At 43.0% G+C, this 16,467-nt stretch carries 10 protein-coding genes; 6 read left to right on the plus strand and 4 right to left on the minus strand.

Annotated features, from left to right (window positions below; genetic code table 11):
- Nucleotides 1–52 precede the first annotated feature (52 nt).
- Complete coding sequence (locus tag NIES592_RS22100; protein ID WP_073556901.1) at nucleotides 53–1,288, minus strand: ABC transporter substrate-binding protein; 1,236 nt, start codon at nucleotides 1,286–1,288, stop codon at nucleotides 53–55.
- Between the two features lie 328 nt (nucleotides 1,289–1,616).
- Nucleotides 1,617–2,948 (minus strand): alkaline phosphatase, encoded by a 1,332-nt coding sequence (locus NIES592_RS22105; protein ID WP_073556902.1) that lies wholly within the window; start codon nucleotides 2,946–2,948, stop codon nucleotides 1,617–1,619.
- A 105-nt stretch (nucleotides 2,949–3,053) separates the two neighbouring features.
- Here NIES592_RS22105 and NIES592_RS22110 point away from each other — a divergent pair, with 105 nt between their 5' ends.
- Nucleotides 3,054–4,523, plus strand: a complete 1,470-nt coding sequence (locus tag NIES592_RS22110; RefSeq protein ID WP_073556903.1) for a carotenoid oxygenase family protein — start codon at nucleotides 3,054–3,056, stop codon at nucleotides 4,521–4,523.
- A 176-nt stretch (nucleotides 4,524–4,699) separates the two neighbouring features.
- Here the strand turns inward: NIES592_RS22110 and NIES592_RS22115 are convergent, their stop codons facing one another.
- Both NIES592_RS22115 and NIES592_RS22120 read right to left on the minus strand, forming a co-directional pair.
- On the minus strand, nucleotides 4,700–5,359 hold the full coding sequence (locus tag NIES592_RS22115; protein ID WP_062250032.1) for a pentapeptide repeat-containing protein: 660 nt from the start codon (nucleotides 5,357–5,359) through the stop codon (nucleotides 4,700–4,702).
- 10 nt (nucleotides 5,360–5,369) lie between these two features.
- Nucleotides 5,370–6,011, minus strand: a complete 642-nt coding sequence (locus NIES592_RS22120; protein ID WP_016870301.1) for a microcompartments protein — start codon at nucleotides 6,009–6,011, stop codon at nucleotides 5,370–5,372.
- Between the two features lie 603 nt (nucleotides 6,012–6,614).
- Here NIES592_RS22120 and pruA point away from each other — a divergent pair.
- The 5 genes from pruA to NIES592_RS22145 all read left to right on the plus strand — a co-directional run bounded on the left by pruA (nucleotide 6,615) and on the right by NIES592_RS22145 (nucleotide 16,407).
- Nucleotides 6,615–9,692 (plus strand): L-glutamate gamma-semialdehyde dehydrogenase, encoded by a 3,078-nt coding sequence (gene pruA / locus NIES592_RS22125; protein WP_073556904.1) that lies wholly within the window; start codon nucleotides 6,615–6,617, stop codon nucleotides 9,690–9,692.
- Between the two features lie 181 nt (nucleotides 9,693–9,873).
- Entirely contained in the window at nucleotides 9,874–10,314 is a 441-nt protein-coding gene (locus NIES592_RS22130) for a GNAT family N-acetyltransferase (RefSeq protein ID WP_073556905.1), read from the plus strand.
- Nucleotides 10,315–10,398: 84 nt separating this feature from the next.
- Complete coding sequence (locus NIES592_RS22135) at nucleotides 10,399–12,975, plus strand: ArnT family glycosyltransferase (protein WP_073556906.1); 2,577 nt, start codon at nucleotides 10,399–10,401, stop codon at nucleotides 12,973–12,975.
- 272 nt (nucleotides 12,976–13,247) lie between these two features.
- Nucleotides 13,248–14,447: a lipid-A-disaccharide synthase-related protein gene (locus tag NIES592_RS22140; protein WP_062250026.1), complete on the plus strand. Its 1,200-nt coding sequence runs from the start codon at nucleotides 13,248–13,250 to the stop codon at nucleotides 14,445–14,447.
- Between the two features lie 223 nt (nucleotides 14,448–14,670).
- Nucleotides 14,671–16,407, plus strand: a complete 1,737-nt coding sequence (locus NIES592_RS22145) for an ABC transporter ATP-binding protein (RefSeq protein WP_073556909.1) — start codon at nucleotides 14,671–14,673, stop codon at nucleotides 16,405–16,407.
- The last annotated feature ends 60 nt before the right edge of the window (nucleotides 16,408–16,467 follow it).

Genomic DNA, 16,467 nt, shown 5'->3' on the forward strand with positions numbered 1-16,467 from the left:
AAAGATATTTCTTAAGTGCTACTAGATATCAAATTGGTGGAAAATTACAAAATTATTTGAGAAATGCAAATTTTCCATTGTTGCCATCTTTTTCCATTTTAATTTGAGCAACATAAAAGTCTTTCTGCACAATTTCGCCTTCTGGAGTAAATGAAATTTCACCAAGAGGTGTTTTGTATTTACCTGCCAGTATTTGTTTGTTTAATTCTGTCCGCAGTTTATCTATAGGAAGGGTGTTAATTTTGGTTTTTTGATCTAAAGCTTTCAAAGCTTCTACATACACCTGCACTGCTGTAAAAGCTTGAGCGCTAAATTGGGGTGGTTCTTTTTTGTATTGCTCTACGTATGCTTTGCGAAATGCAGCGTTAATTTCCCCTGGATGTTCTGGACTATAAGCTTGAGCAATCATAACACCATCACAGAGAGCTTTACACACAGACAATACATTTGATGAATTTAAACCATTGCCACCAATAATAGTGCCTTTGTAACCCAATTCTCGCAACTGCCGTACTAAGTTACCACCATCAGCAGCCAAACCAGAAATAATGATTAAATCTGGTTTTAAATTCAGGGCATTGGTAGCTTGCGCTTGAAAATCGGTATCAGTAGTTTGAAATTTTTGGACTGTTACTAATTCTAGTCCTTGATCTTTAACTGTTTTCTGAAAAATTTCCGTTTCTGATTTGTTAAAAGCATCATTTTGAGCATAAAAAACCGCTACTTTTTTAATATTAGGATTTTGCTTCAGTGCAGCTTTCACAGAATTAGGTGCAACAACAGAAACTGATGCAGATACACGAGCAATATAATCACCAATTTCAGGAACACCTTTAGCTGTAGTAGATGCACCAATTACTGGTGTTTTTGCCCGTTCAGCAATCGGAGCAGCACTAAAGGCTTGTTGTGATAAAGTCGGGCCGATAATACCGACAACTTTATCTTTATTAATCAAAGTTTGAAAAGCGTTAATTGCTCCAGCTTCATCGCCACCTGCATCTTGAAATATCAGCTTAATTTTCTTACCGTTAATTCCTCCTTGGTCATTAAAATATTTCTCAGCAATTTTTGCACCCGCCACCCCTTCTTGACCAAGTAATGCGACGTTGCTGGTTTGGGCAAAGGCAATACCAATGGGTATGGGGCCAGATATACTTGTTGTTGTTGAGGTGTTGGTGGCTGTATTTGTACCGGTATTACTTGTATCAGTATTCCCACCACCACAGGCCGTAAGTAGGAGAGTACAAGAAGCCAAGAATGCTGTTGTCCAAGTCATAGTTCGTTTCATAAGTGGCAACATTCCTTAAATGTATTAATCTATTTATTTGACCACACCCCAGGTAAAGCTTCCAAGTACTTGCTCGCATCTGACTTGGGGTAGATTTAATCTTATTGTCTAGGTTAACTAATTTGGGCGATCGCTTTTGATGCTATGGCTTAACTGTCTTAAACAAGCAAGTTTCACAATTGGTTCCAAGGAGAAAAACAGACTCACATCAGTTTGAAAAAAGAATACAACACATGAATGAATAATATGAAACCCCTCCCCAACCCTAAGCGAGATCGGGGAGGATGCTGGTTATCTTGCCTTCTGTCTTATTATCAAGCCAAAAGTTTTAACTTTTACCAAACAATGTCTGGTACATCAACTTATAAATATCTGTGTTATCTACAGTATTGCGTAGCAACTCAGCATTATAACCATGTGTTTTGGCTACAATAGCACCTGTAAAATCACCTAAACCAGCCCAAGCGATCGCAAACGGAAAGCGTTTACCTTCTTTGTCTGGTGCAGAGACAAACGGTAAAGTAGCAGTTCCATCTTTGCCATCCCAAGGTGAACCGTTTTCGCCTTTTTCTGGCAAAGGCTTATCTAAAGGGAAATCCTTCTGTGTGACTCCCACTACTTCCAATCCTCCAGCATCGCTATCTGCGGCTGTCACCAACAAAGTATGCGGATTTTTCTCAATAAATTTCATCGCCACGCCCACAGCATCATCAGCGTGTTTGACTGCTTCTATGCAACCAGCTGCGTGATTAAAATTACAAAAGTTATCGCTACCCTCTTCTTCCACAACCACAAAAAAACCATTTGAGTTTTGCGACACTATCTTTAAAGTTGCATCCAGCATTTCCGCAACTGTCGGTGCTGTCGGTACATACAAGGGCAAATTCTGCTGTTTCAATTCTTCTTCTGGCGCATCGTTATAAGTATCGTCGGCAGCAAAAATACCTAATACTTTCTTAGTATTTGCTGGTAATTGCAAAAGTTCATCGCGTGTATAAACCACGGTATAACCCTTTTGTTTAGCTTCTTCGATCAAATTTATGCCATCTTGACGTTGACTTTGCTCAGCAGTGGCGTGTCTTCCGGCTGTACCTTTGGGTAGATACCACATCTCGCCACCACCCATGATCACATCGACTCCAGACAGAACAATTTGCTTGGTGATTTCGGCAAATTCGCGACGATTGGCTGCTTTGGCAACAAACGCACCTGTTCCCGGTTCGTGAATCATTCCAGAGTTTATGATCGCCGTTCCCTTGCCTTTAGCGATCGCTTGTTCCATAATCGTTTGAGGTTGACCAGAAAAGGCTACTACGGGTTGTAAAGTTTCATTCAATCCGAAAGAGTCAGCATTGACTTTCATTCCTGTAGCGTGAGTGACCGCACCAGCGTTAGAAGTAGCAGTGAGTTGGTTTTTCATGTGTCCCAAATACACAGCCAGGTGGGACATTTTATCCCAATTGAGTCTACCATCAGGGCCAAGGTAAAGCATCCGCGCTGCTCCCCAGTGAGATGCACTTGTCCCATCCGGATGGATAAAGATCACGTTCCCTTGGCGGGAGTTTATGTTAGCTAGATTTTGGGAATTGCAGGCTACTAATATAGCTACTAAGACAGTGACAGTAAAGGCAATTATTTTGTTATTAAATAGCTTAAGCATATGTTGAATCGGGATATAGGATCCGGGGTGTAGGGGTGTGGGATGTAGGAGTATAATTCAAGCTATTTTCCTACCTCCTTACACCCTTTCTTCGGTAAATTTTCTATGGCTTTAATTAACGAAAAGTTAAGAAAAAAAACTTGGACAAATGCGATCGCTAAACCCGCCCAAGAATTCCCACTTACCCCCCTACCTGTAATCTCTGGCACAATCCCACCTGGTTTACGCGGCACACTATATCGCAATGGTCCGGCACGACTAGAGCGGGGCGGGATTCATGTGGGACACTGGTTTGATGGAGATGGTGCAATTCTGGGAGTGCACTTCAACTCCTCTTCTCTTACCCCCCCTTACCAAGGGGGGGACAGGGGGGGTGTTACTGCTGTCTATCGCTACGTCCAAACAGATGGTTACAAAGAAGAAACAGTAGCAGGTAAACTGCTTTACGGCAACTACGGGATGACAGCACCGGGAGCATTTTGGAATCGATGGTTAAAGCCAATTAAAAATGTTGCCAATACCTCAGTACTAGCATTACCTGATAAATTATTGGCTTTGTGGGAAGGTGGTCATCCCTATGCCTTAGACTTAGAAACACTAGAAACCAAAGGTTCAGACAATTTGGGCGGACTTGAGAAAGGCTTGCCCTATTCTGCTCATCCTAGTGTAGATTTACACACCAAAGAAATTTTTAACTTTGGTGTCTCCATTGGCAATAATGGCACACTCAATCTTTTTAAAAGTGATTGGACAGGTAAGATTATCCAAAAAGCGCAGTTTCCCCTAGAAGGATTGCCTGTCATACATGATTTTGTCCTAGCAGGGCCATATCTTGTCTTTTTTGTTCCTGCTGTTCGCTTGAATATTCTTCCCGTTGTCCTTGGAATAAATACTTATAGTGAGTGTCTCCAATGGCAACCCCAGGTAGGAACGCAAATTTTAATCTTTGATCGTCAAACACTTTCCTTGGTAAGTCGGGGAGAAACAGAACCTTGGTTCCAGTGGCATTTTGCCAATGGTTATCTAGATGCTAGCGGTGAAGTCGTTGTAGATATTGCCCGCTATCAGGACTTTCAGACAAACCTGTTTCTGCAAGAAGTAGCGTTTGGTGAGACTCACACACCAGCCAAGAGTACATTGACGCGAGTTCGCATAAATCCTCAAAACAGTGCAGTAACAAACATTCAAAAAATATTAGATCGCCATTGTGAATTCCCCAGCGTCCCACCTAAAAAGGTCGGACAAGCCTCGCGCTACACTTATTTTTCCATCTCTCGACAAGAAACAGACATTAGCCAAGAAATATTAAATGCGATCGCCTGCTACGATCACAAAACCGAAACTCTCACCGAAGCAGACTTGGGTGAAAATCGCTATCCTAGTGAACCCATCTACGCTACAGACGCCGACAACCCAGAACAAGCTTGGATTTTAACTGTTGTCTATGATGGCAATTGCGATCGTAGTCAAGTTTGGGTTTTTGACGCCCATCGGTTAAATGAAGAACCTGTGTGTAAGCTAGAACTACCAAGTGTGATTCCCCATAGTTTTCACGGTACTTGGAAAAGGGCATAGGAATGCCCACAAAAGATAGTCTTTTTATAAATCGTAGACGCGCTCATAGGCTTCCCGCAGGGTACACTGATGCACAGCGATAAACACCGATGTACTTTGAAAAACTCTGCGCCCCTCTGCGCTTACTCTGCGCCCCTCTGCGTTTAAAAAAAATTATAAGTTTACGCAAAGCCGTACTAACAATCAGGCATAATCGCATCCTGAAGATTCGCACCATTCAAATTAGCCCCCGCTAACTTCGCTCCTGTGAGGTTAGCACCTGCTAAATTTGCCCCTTTAAGGTTACTCCATCGTAAGTCAGCACCTCGCAAGTCAGCTCCACTCAGGTTAGCCCGTAACAAATAAGCACTACTCAAATGAGCTTTACTGAGATTTACTTGATAAAGATCAGCCTTATAAAGATTAGCTCCTATTAATTCCGTCTCGTGCAGGTTTGCTTTGCTCAAATCTGCCCCTATCAAATTAGCCTCGATGAGGTTGGCAAAACAGAGATTAGTGCGGTGCAGCTTGGCTGTACCCAAATCAGCACCTCTCAAGTTTGCACCTTTTAACTCAGCCCCAATTAAATTAGCATCAGCAAGCACAGCGTTTTTGAGATTGGCTTGACTCAAATTAACTCCAATCAAATTGGCATAGCTCAAATTTGCCTGGGTAAGTTTGGCAAAACTTAAATTAGCAACACTAAAATTAACAAAACTCAAGTTAGCTTCAGCCAAATTTGCTTCATAGAGATCAACACCACTCAAATCTGGTTCAATATCGGGGTTTTTTTCTCTCCACTCCATCCACGTGATTGCACCAGCTTTCAGCAAAGCCAGATGCTCTTGATTTGCCATGTTGTCTCCTTTATTCCTGACGCACTGCCAGGGGATTTGTCCTACCTGCTACACTTTCAATTGCCGTTAATGCTCCGGCTGCACCTGCAAGAATGTCCCGTTCTTGTCCACCCAAATACAGCCGTCCAAAACTCCCCACCGCTTGCACTTCCAAAATATTAATCGCTGCTGCTTTCTCAGCTTCATTCGCAGCGAGGGCGGCGTAAGCAGCAGGCTCAACCTCCAACACATACAGCGTTTGTCCTGCCAGTAACAATTGTCCGCGACGCGTACGATTAATTAATTGCGTTTGGTAAGCATCAATGTTGCGGATAATCTGGCTAGAAACAACACGCGGTTTGAGACATTCTTCTCTTCTGACTCCTAGTGTTGCTAAAATTGCTTGACCAGCTGCTCGTGTTTCCCCTTGGGAAGCAGAATGAACTTCCAATAAACCGTATAGTCGTTCAACTACCTGTACTCCCGGACGAACAGAAGCAGCTTTGAGCGCCACATCTGTAATCCGATTAATCTCAATCCCAGGCGAGATTTCCACCCACAGTGATGTATCCCCAGGTAATGGCAAAAAACCTTGAGCTACCGTTCCCATATATGCTGCGTGTTGAGGTTGCAAGCTATCAAGAAATACGAAACTGCGTAGTTCTACTCCCAAGGTTTTATTCTCCAGTCATCAGGGTCAGAGTAATTTGTTGCAAAATGTGTACTTATCTTTAAACTACCATAAAGATATGTTGATGCATAAACCAGAGAATCACCTGTAACCCTTGTCTACATACTGCTTAAGTCTGACGCACACTCTACAGTCCTTAGCGTTATTGGCGTCATGGTGGTTAAACAAATGAAGCTTTTTGGCGATTTTGCATAACTCATATCCTCCAAATCTGGATGTGGTGGCTACAAAATCAAAGAGCGAAAATAGAATACATAGGTGTTGCAGTGATCAGTTATTTTAGTAAATCTCTTACACAAATCACTGAAAGACCCCCTTAAATCCTACCTAGCTAAGCTACCGTGTATAAACAAGTTGGATTTACCCCCGTTAATCCCCCCGATATTCGGGGAGAAACAAAAGATCCAGTTCCTTTCCCTTGTAAAGAGGAGGGTTAGGGTTTCAGACTTGTGTTTAACAGCGTAGCCTTGCTAAGGGGGAGAAAAGAATAAATTACCTACCTCTCCTTAGTAAGGGGAAGGTTGGGGTTTTTAAGTTTACTGATAACTGATAACTGATAACTGTTATACAAGGAGTTTGTTATCTGTGGTTTTACAAGTAAAAACTAGTGCCTACGAAGCAAAAACCCAAGAAATTGCCAAAGTTTTGCTAGGAGCAACCCAAGAAAATCGTAATTTCTTCTCGGCGTTACGCGATCAGATGCGCTGGGATGATCGAATACTGGCTTGGGCGATGAGCAATCCCGGATTGCGAGTGCAGTTATTTCGTTTCATAGATACTTTACCTGCTTTACATAGCAAATCGGAAATTGCCGCACACTTACAGGAATATTTAGGCGATGAGATCGTAGAATTACCATCTGCCTTAAAGGGAATGTTAAATTTTGCCAATCCTGATTCCATGCCAGGACAGGTTGCTGCTACAACTGTGGCTACAGCAGTAGAAACATTAGCTCATAGATATATTGCTGGAGAAAATATCAAACAGGTACTCAAGACGATTGAGCGACTGCGTAAGGAGAAGATGGCTTTCACCGTAGATTTACTAGGTGAGGCGGTAATTACGGAAGCAGAAGCACAATCTTATCTAGAACGCTATCTTGATTTGATGCAACAATTAGCAGAAGCAGCGAAGAATTGGGCAACTGTGCCGTTAATTGATCAAGCAGATGGTGAACCATTGCCGAAAGTTCAGGTTTCTGTCAAGTTGACGGCTTTTTACTCCCAGTTTGATTCATTAGATCCTCAAGGTAGTGAAGCAAGGGTAAGCGATCGCATTCGTATTCTTTTGCGTTGTGCTAAGGAGTTGGGTGTTGCTGTTCACTTTGATATGGAACAGTATGAGTACAAAGATTTAATCTTCAACATTCTGAAAAAACTTTTACTAGAAGAAGAGTTTCGCGCCCGTACAGATATTGGCATGACCATCCAAGCATATCTGCGCGACAGCGAACAAGATGCTAAAGCATTAATTGATTGGGCAAAAGAACGTGGTTATCCCATGACAATTCGCCTAGTAAAAGGTGCGTACTGGGATCAAGAAACCATCAAAGCAGAACAGAAACATTGGCCACAGCCAGTTTACAACGACAAAGCGGCAACGGATGCCAACTTTGAGAACATTACCCAGTTATTGCTGGAAAATCATCAATATGTCTATGCTGCCATTGGTAGCCATAACGTGCGATCGCAAGCTCATGCTATAGCGATCGCCCAAAGTTTAAAAGTTCCTAGTCGTTGCTTTGAAATGCAAGTCCTCTACGGGATGGGTGACAAACTCGCCAAAGCCTTAGTTGATCAGGGTTATCGCGTCCGCGTTTATTGTCCCTACGGTGAACTTCTCCCCGGAATGGCCTATCTGATTCGTCGATTGTTAGAAAATACTGCCAATAGTTCCTTCTTAAGACAAAATTTGGAAAATCGTCCTGTAGAAGAACTACTAGCACCCCCAACCTTCAAACAGGAAGACAAAGAGAAAGTTGCTAGGGGAGATGGCAGAAGAGAACTTTTAGCAACAGACACAGACGACAAAGTTGCCAGGGGAGATGGCAGAAGAGAGTTTAGAAATCTAGAAGAAAACGGAAAAACTGCTGTCAAATTTGTGCGTGCGGCAGATACAGATTATGCAGAGGAAGAATCAAGAAAGGAATCACAACAAGCCTTGCAAACTGTCCGCCAGCAACTTGGTAAAACCTATCTGCCGTTAATTAATGGTGAGTATGTTAACACCCAAGAAATGATCAATTCTGTTAACCCTTCAAATTACACTGAAGTAGTTGGTAAAATTGGTCTTTCAAGTGTCGAACAAGCAGAACAGGCAATGCAAGCTGCAAAAGCAGCCTTTCCTAGTTGGCGCAAAACACCCGTTCAACAACGTGCTGGTATCTTGCACAAAGCTGCTGATTTAATGGAACAGCGTCGCGCCGAACTTGCTGCTTGGATTGTGCTGGAAGTCGGAAAAACAGTGCGAGAAGCAGACGCAGAAGTCAGTGAGGCGATCGACTTCTGTCGCTACTATGCTGTGGAGATGGAACGGCTGGAGCAAGGTTATAATTACGACGTTGCGGGCGAGACAAATCGTTATATTTACCAGCCACGGGGAATTGCAGTCGTCATTTCTCCTTGGAATTTTCCGTTAGCGATCGCCACGGGAATGACAGTTGCAGCTTTAGTTGCAGGTAATTGTACCCTCCTCAAACCTGCGGAAACATCATCGGTAATTGCAGCGAAACTGACAGAAGTCTTAGTTGATGCTGGTATACCTAAAGGTGTATTTCAATACGTGCCAGGTAAGGGTTCCCAAGTTGGTGCTTATTTGGTGAATCATATCGATACCCATGTAATTGCTTTTACTGGCTCTCAAGAAGTAGGGTGTAGAATTTACGCAGAAGCTGCCAACCTAAAACCCGGTCAAAAGCATATGAAACGAGTAATTGCAGAGATGGGAGGCAAGAATGCAATTATCGTGGATGAAAGTGCTGATTTAGACCAAGCTATCATAGGTGTTGTGCAATCGGCATTTGGTTACAGCGGTCAAAAATGTTCTGCTTGTTCACGGGTGATTGTTCACACTGCTATTTACGATAGCTTTGTACGGCGTTTTACAGAAGCAACCAAATCGCTAAACGTCGGTGCGGCGGAGTTACCTGGTACTAAGGTAGGGCCCGTAATTGATGCTAATGCACGCGATCGCATTCGCGAGTATATTGAAAAAGGCAAGGCAGAAGCAAAGGTTGCTTTGGAAATGCCTGCACCAGAGAATGGGTATTTTATTGGCCCAGTAATCTTTACAGATGTATCGCCAAATGCAGTAATTGCTCAACAAGAAATTTTTGGCCCTGTCGTCGCCGTCATCAAGGCGAACAATTTCCAGGAGGCTTTGTCAATTGCCAATAGTACCAACTATGCTTTGACTGGGGGACTTTACTCTCGCACGCCATCCCACATTCAAAAAGCACAAGAAGATTTTGAAGTCGGGAATCTGTACATTAACCGCACCATCACCGGTGCTATAGTCGCAAGACAGCCTTTTGGTGGTTTCAAGCTTTCTGGAGTTGGTTCTAAAGCTGGTGGTCCTGATTACTTGCTGCAATTTCTAGAACCACGTACCATTACGGAGAATATTCAACGGCAAGGTTTTGCGCCGATTGAAGGAGCAGAATAATATTGTAGCCACTCAACTAAAGTTCAAGGTTCATAGCCCAAGTTCGTTAAAACTAACTCGAATGTATATCCAGTAAGCTTTAGCTTACTTGAGCTTTGAGCCTTGGAAATTTATTTATTGGCGGACAAAAAATGAGGTGCAAGATCTAAAGGGGTAAAATCAGAAAATTTAGAGTGAAATGATGAGTAATTTAACAATCAGAGTTGCTCATATACCTGAAGAGTTACTAGAAATTGAGAAAATTAGAAGGGTAGTTTTTCAGGTAGAACAGGGAGTGGAACAAGATTTAGATTTTGATGGTCTAGATGAGATATGTGATCAGCTGATTGCTTATTTAAATGGAGAATGCGTAGGTACAGCCAGGATTAGATATTTGGATGAGAAAACCGCAAAAATAGAAAGATTAGCCGTGTTAGGAATGGCAAGAGGACAGGGCATTGGTCAGAAAATTACAGAAAAAGCACTCGAAGTCATAGCTAGTAAAAATATCCCAGAAGTTTTAATTAATGCTCAAGAGTATGTAAAAGGTTTATATCAAAAACTAGGTTTTCAGCAAGAAGGAGAAGTTTTTGAAGAAGCTGGAATTCTTCATGTAAAAATGAGGAAAAATTTAATTTATTAGTTGTTAGTTGGTAGTTGATGGTTGATTGTTGAGAAGAACCAACAACAAACAACAAATAACTAACGATTATAGTCTTCCTGGTTTATGAATCATCCAAAAAATCGGCACAAACAGTTTAAGAATTTACTGATACTCAGCATGATTTGGCTATTGGGTGCGGTGTGCGATCGCATCTGGTTTGCTTTAGACAATTCTATTCCAGCTTGGGATCAGGCAGATTATTTAACTGGCACTTTGATTTATTGGCAAGCATTGCAGCATCCCCAATTCTGGGATAGCCAATGGTGGCAAAATTTTTGGATGTTATCTTCTAAAATCCCACCCTTAACTTACATTGTTGCGGCTGTTGTTCAAAATATTTTTGGCACTGGGCCAGATCAAGCTGCACTAATTATGCTGTTATTTAGTGCTGTTTTATTAGGTTCAATTTATGGATTAGGTGCAATATTATTTAGCGAAACTGTAGGTTTGTGGGCAGCTGCACTCTGTCAAGTCATGCCTGCGCTTTATAAATTACGCTTAGATTTTCTCCTCGATTATCCCCTTGCAGCTGTTGTCACCCTCAGTTTTTTTTGCCTGACACTTTGGAAAGTCAAAGGCAGAAGACAGAAGGCAGAAGGCAGAAGGCAGAAGGTGGAAAGCTGTGAATTCTCTCACTCTCCCAATATCCTCTGGGCAGCAGCTTTTGGCTTATCCTTGGGTTTGGCATTAATGGTGAAGCAGACAGCGTTATTTTTTCTGCTGACACCGATAGTATGGGTAGGGTTTGGCGCACTTCGTCAACGTTGTTGGGGAAAGTTATTCCAGTTACTAGGGGCTTTATGTTTGTCGATATTGGTGTTTAGTCCCTGGTATCGCACCAATTGGTTGCTGATTCTGACCTCTGGCAAACGGGCAACAATAGATTCTGCGATCGCAGAAGGTGATGCACCCCTGAATACACTGCAAGCTTGGACTTACTATTGGGAACAATTACCAGAACAGGTGTCATTGCCTTTGTTAGTTGTACCGATAGTTGCATTGCTTATTTATTGGGGACGTTCATTAAAAGGCATTCAGACGCAGAGAGTGGGAGACAAAGAGAAAATTTTCATCACATCTGTGCCTCAGAGTACCTCCTCACTCCAATGGTTAGCAATCTTTTTGGTAGGTGCTTACTTCCTGTCATCTTTAAACCCAAACAAAGATGCTCGATATGTGTTGCCTTATTTACCTACTCTTTCAGTATTATTAGCATATGGATTTACCCGCTTCCGAAGTCTTTGGGCGCAGCGCATTCGCTGGGGTACTTTTGGTTTGGCAGTGCTTTTAATGGTATTTAACTTGTTTCCCATTGGCGGCTTGGTTGGTAATGGAATGACATTAGCTTTGAGTCCCAATGGCCAGCATTACCCTTATATGAAACAGGAGTTACCTCATCGCCAGATAATTGCCCAAATCATTGCCACAGAACCATATTTGCGTTCCACATTGGGAGTATTGCCATCCACCACAAAAATTAACCAGCATAATTTAAATTACTACGGTAGATTGGCAAATTCTCAAGTTTACGGACGACAGGTAGGAATAAAAAAGAAATTTGTCAAACAGGATGCGCGATCGCTTTCATGGTTCCTCACCAAAACAGGCAAACAAGGTTCAGTCCCAAAAGCCCAAGCTCTGATAGTTAAAAGTGTAGAGCAAGATGGCGATTTCCAACTTCACAAGTCTTGGATTGTCGATAGCAGCACTCTTAAGCTTTATCATCAAAAAACCCCGCCCATAGAAGTCAAAGCAATTTCCCCAGAACAACCACAAACTAAGATTGCTCTATTGCAAGTCACAGTACCAGAAAAAACTCCACCAGGAGTAGCAGTATCTGTAACTTATGAGTGGACTGGCGCTTGGGAAGAACTGCAAAACGGGATAGTATTACTCACTTGGAAAAACCTCAGCAAGGATAAGGAGGAGATTTCATGGATACATGATCATGGTATCGGCATGGGAAATTTATATGCAGGTGCAAACAAACCTCAAGGCACATTCCAAATTACTGAAAGAATGGCAATGTTACCACCTGCTGATATTGCGCCAGGAAATTATATTTTAGAGGCTATTTACCTCAACCGAGTTTCGGGGGAAAGTTATTCAATCCCTGTACCAAAAGTAACATTGCAAATTGATTCCCAAGCCGCTGCTACGACTGCGCCAGAGTTGGATTTAATCACGCAATTAAGAAATTTAGCAGCAAATTTACCTCAAGGTAGAAAGGCATTAGAGCAATTATTTGCAGAAATTGCACGTATTAATCAATACGATCCTATCCAAGATTATTTGGAACAGGCGCGATTGAGTTTGGCATATAGATTGCAGCATGTTTCGCAAAACCGTGACTGGGCTTACGCTTTGGCTTTAGCCAACGTATTGCAGAAAAAAGTTAATGGTGCAATAGAAGCTTTAGAAAAAGTTACTCAGCTAGACTCAGAAAATCCTTACGCTTGGGCATATTTAGCCTTTGTGCAAATCTATAATTGGCAGCCTGGTGCTGCGGAAAAATCTCTCCAACCGAGCTTGGCTAAAAACCCTGAATTAAAAGAAATTCAAGCATTGCATGGAGTTGCTGCACTCATGCAAGGAAAGATAATTCGAGCATGGGAAATTTTTCAGAAGTTAAGAGCCTAGTAGGGAGGATCTTAAATGTTTGAGTTTTTTTTAACGCAGAGGCTCGCAGAGATTAACGCAAAGGAGCGCAGAGTGTTAATTGGAGCTATTTCGTTTTTTGTTTTGAAAATTTGGGATGCTCCCGGCTTATAGCGCTGCCTTGGAAATCAAAAGTCATTTTATGACTTTGACCTTTTGGATAACGGGTTTGCCGCTAAGTTAGCTCTCTGATACTCTATTTTCAAAATATACTTCGATCCCCGATCCCTAATCCCCGATCCCCAATTCCCAATATGCCTTCTCAGCGAATTTTGTTTATCAGTAACGGTCATGGAGAGGACAACCACACCTCTCATGTTATTCAAACCCTGCGCCAATTATGTCCTTCTCTGGAAATGGCGGCAATGCCGATTGTGGGGGAGGGAAAAGCCTACCGCAGCTTGAACATCCCCATTATTGGGCCGACGCAAACGATGCCCTCTGGGGGATTCTTCTATATGAGGCGTCTGTATTTGCTCAAAGATTTTCAATCGGGATTGATTGGGTTAACGTGGCGTCAGTTACAAGCGGTGTTACAGTATGCTCCTGAGTGTGATTTGATTATGGCTACTGGGGATTTTATTTCCCAAACATTTGCTTATTTAACAAAGCGCCCTTTCGTCTCTTTTATTTCTTGCCTTTCTGCTCTCTACGAAGGGCGGTTGCGTCTCAATCCGCTTCTATGGCACGATCTCAATTCTTCCCGTTGTCTGGCTGTTTTCACCAGAGATCCCTATACAGCTTCTGACCTGCAACGGCAAGGTTTAGCTAAAGCTAAATTTGGTGGTATCCCTGCTTTAGATAGGCTCGTCCCCACTGGTAAAAACTTACACCTGATACCGGATGTTCCCGCGATCGCTCTTCTGCCAGGATCACGGATGCCTGAAGCCGCACGAAATTTTTGTTTGCAGCTGCAACTGGTGCGAGAAATTGCCAAATTGGAATCCGGGCAAAAACTACAATTTTACGCAGCTTTAGTACCAAATTTGATGTTGGAACTAGACGACATTGCTAAAAGTCAAGGTTGGCAGCACGAGCAAGGCATACTCACCTATGCTGCTGCTGGAAGTTCTCCTGTGGAAGTGAGATGTTACTCAGATGCGTTTAATGACATTGTATTTTACTCTACCCTCATTCTTGGTATGGCAGGCTTGGCGGTGGATCTAGCAGTAGCAAGCGGAAAACCTGTCATCCAAATTCCCGGAGAAGGCCCTCAATTTACCTATCAATTTGCAGAGGCGCAAACGCGGCTGTTGGGTATAAATGCCCAAACCATCGGCACTAAGCCAGCAACTCCTGAGATTCTTCAGCAAGCAGCTCGACGAGTCATCGAGACTGTGCAAGATTCTGACTACCTCGCTAAATGCAAAGAAAATGGCCCGGAAAGATTTGGCCCGCCTGGTGCGTCTGAGAGAATTGCCCGCTTTCTGCTAACCTATCTAGGGGAAACTTAGGATTATGGACTAATAACATGCAATTAATTTACATATTTACCTCACCCCGCCTACGGCACCCCTCTCCTTAGCAAGGAGAGGGGCTAGGGGTGAGGTTCTCCTTAGCAAGAGCAAGGAGAGGGACTGGGGGGTGCGGTTGTGTATTTTATTTAGTTCGCGTTCCTTAGTAGAAGTAGAAATTGCTGCTCAAGCTGCTAACTCTCAAGAAGTAATTTTTAAAGATATGAAAGTCCGCTCTAGTTACTGGCAACTGTTGCCTTATCTGTGGCCCCAATGGCCGCTGTTAGTTAAGGGGTCAGTCTGTATTTTAGGATTTGTGCTGTTTACCTTATTACTGCCCTACCTAGCAGGTCAGGTCGCTTTTTTTGTTGGTCAGGGAAATGTTAATCAGATTGCCTACTGGCTCGGACTAGCCACTCTGGTGTTTTTGGTTCGCGGGCTTTTTCAATACGGGCAGAATATCTTTATGATCGCTGCCGCTCTGAACATGGTTTTAAATTTGCGTAAGCGAGTCTATGCTCATCTGCACAAACTCGGATTGGATTATTTTGAAACCACACAGACGGGTGATCTGACTTATCGCTTGACTGAAGATATCGACCGGGTAGGGGAGATTGTTGACAAGTTATCTCATCAGTTTGTCTCCAATTTCTTGCAGTTAATCGCGATTCCCGCTTACATGCTTTACCTGAATTGGCCGCTGACTCTGGCTGGTTTGCTTTTGGCTCCTTTGATGGCTTGGCTAATCGGACTATTTGGTCAGCGATTACTTATCCTATCTCGTCAGAGTCAAAATCATGTTTCTAATCTGTCTGCGATGCTAACTGAAGTATTTAGCGGTATTCGGGTTGTTCAAGCTTTTGCAGCACAAGAGTATGAAGTCAAGCGATTTAATCAGGAAGCAGAACGCAATCGCCAAGCTAAGTATCGCGCTCAACAGCTCAAATCTATTCAGTTTCCAGTAGTAGGTTTTTTGGAAGCAGTTAGTATTATGCTGCTGTTTTTATTGGGAGGATGGCAGATTTCCCAAGGAAATTTGACTGCTCAAGGGTTTATTAGTTTCTTAGCTGCTGTGGCTTTACTGATTCAACCTATCGACCTCCTGATCAGCAATTTCAACGAGTACAAGCAGACTGAAGCCTCTGTAGAGCGCATCTTTGAATTAATGGCAAGACAGCCTAGTCTCAATGAAAAACCAGATGCCAAAGAACTGCCACGAGTCATTGGCAAGGTAGAGTATTGTCATGTCAGTTTTGCCTACAATCTCGGCGAACCAGTCTTAAAGGATCTGTGTTTGTGTGCTTCTCCTGGCAATGTCATTGCCTTGGTTGGTTCCTCTGGTGCAGGTAAATCAACGTTAATTAATCTGTTACTTCGTTTCTATGATCCTCAGTCTGGTCAGATTCTGATTGATGATATTGATATCCGCAACGTCACACTAAACAGTCTCCGCCGTCAAATTGGCATTGTTCCTCAAGATATTACTCTATTTTCGGGAACGATCGCTCAAAATATTGGTTACGGTCAGGAGGAATTGGATTTAGAGGCGATCCAGGAAGCAGCAAAAATTGCCAACGCTCACTCCTTTATTACCCAATTTTCCCAAGGCTATCACACCTGGGTGGGTGAGCGTGGAGTCAACCTCTCTGGAGGACAACGCCAACGACTGGCGATCGCAAGAGCAATTGTACACGATCCACGAATTCTCATCTTAGATGAGGCTACCTCCGCCCTAGATTCGGAATCGGAAGCACTAGTTCAAGAAGCACTCGAGCGAGTGATGCAAAATCGTACCGTCTTTATTATCGCCCATCGCCTCAGCAGCGTTCGCCGTGCTGATTGCATTCTCGTTCTAGAACAGGGACAGGTTGTTGAGTCTGGAACTCATACCTCTCTTTTGTCTAAGGGAGGACGGTATGCTCATTTTTACGCCCAACAGTTCTACTCTGCACAGGAGTAGGGTGGGGAGGTGGAGAGGTGGGGGGAGTAAGTATTAAACAACCACTAACTAGATCGGAAG

This window comes from Fischerella major NIES-592, assembly GCF_001904645.1.
In the GTDB taxonomy this organism is placed as follows: Bacteria; Cyanobacteriota; Cyanobacteriia; order Cyanobacteriales; family Nostocaceae; genus Fischerella; species Fischerella thermalis.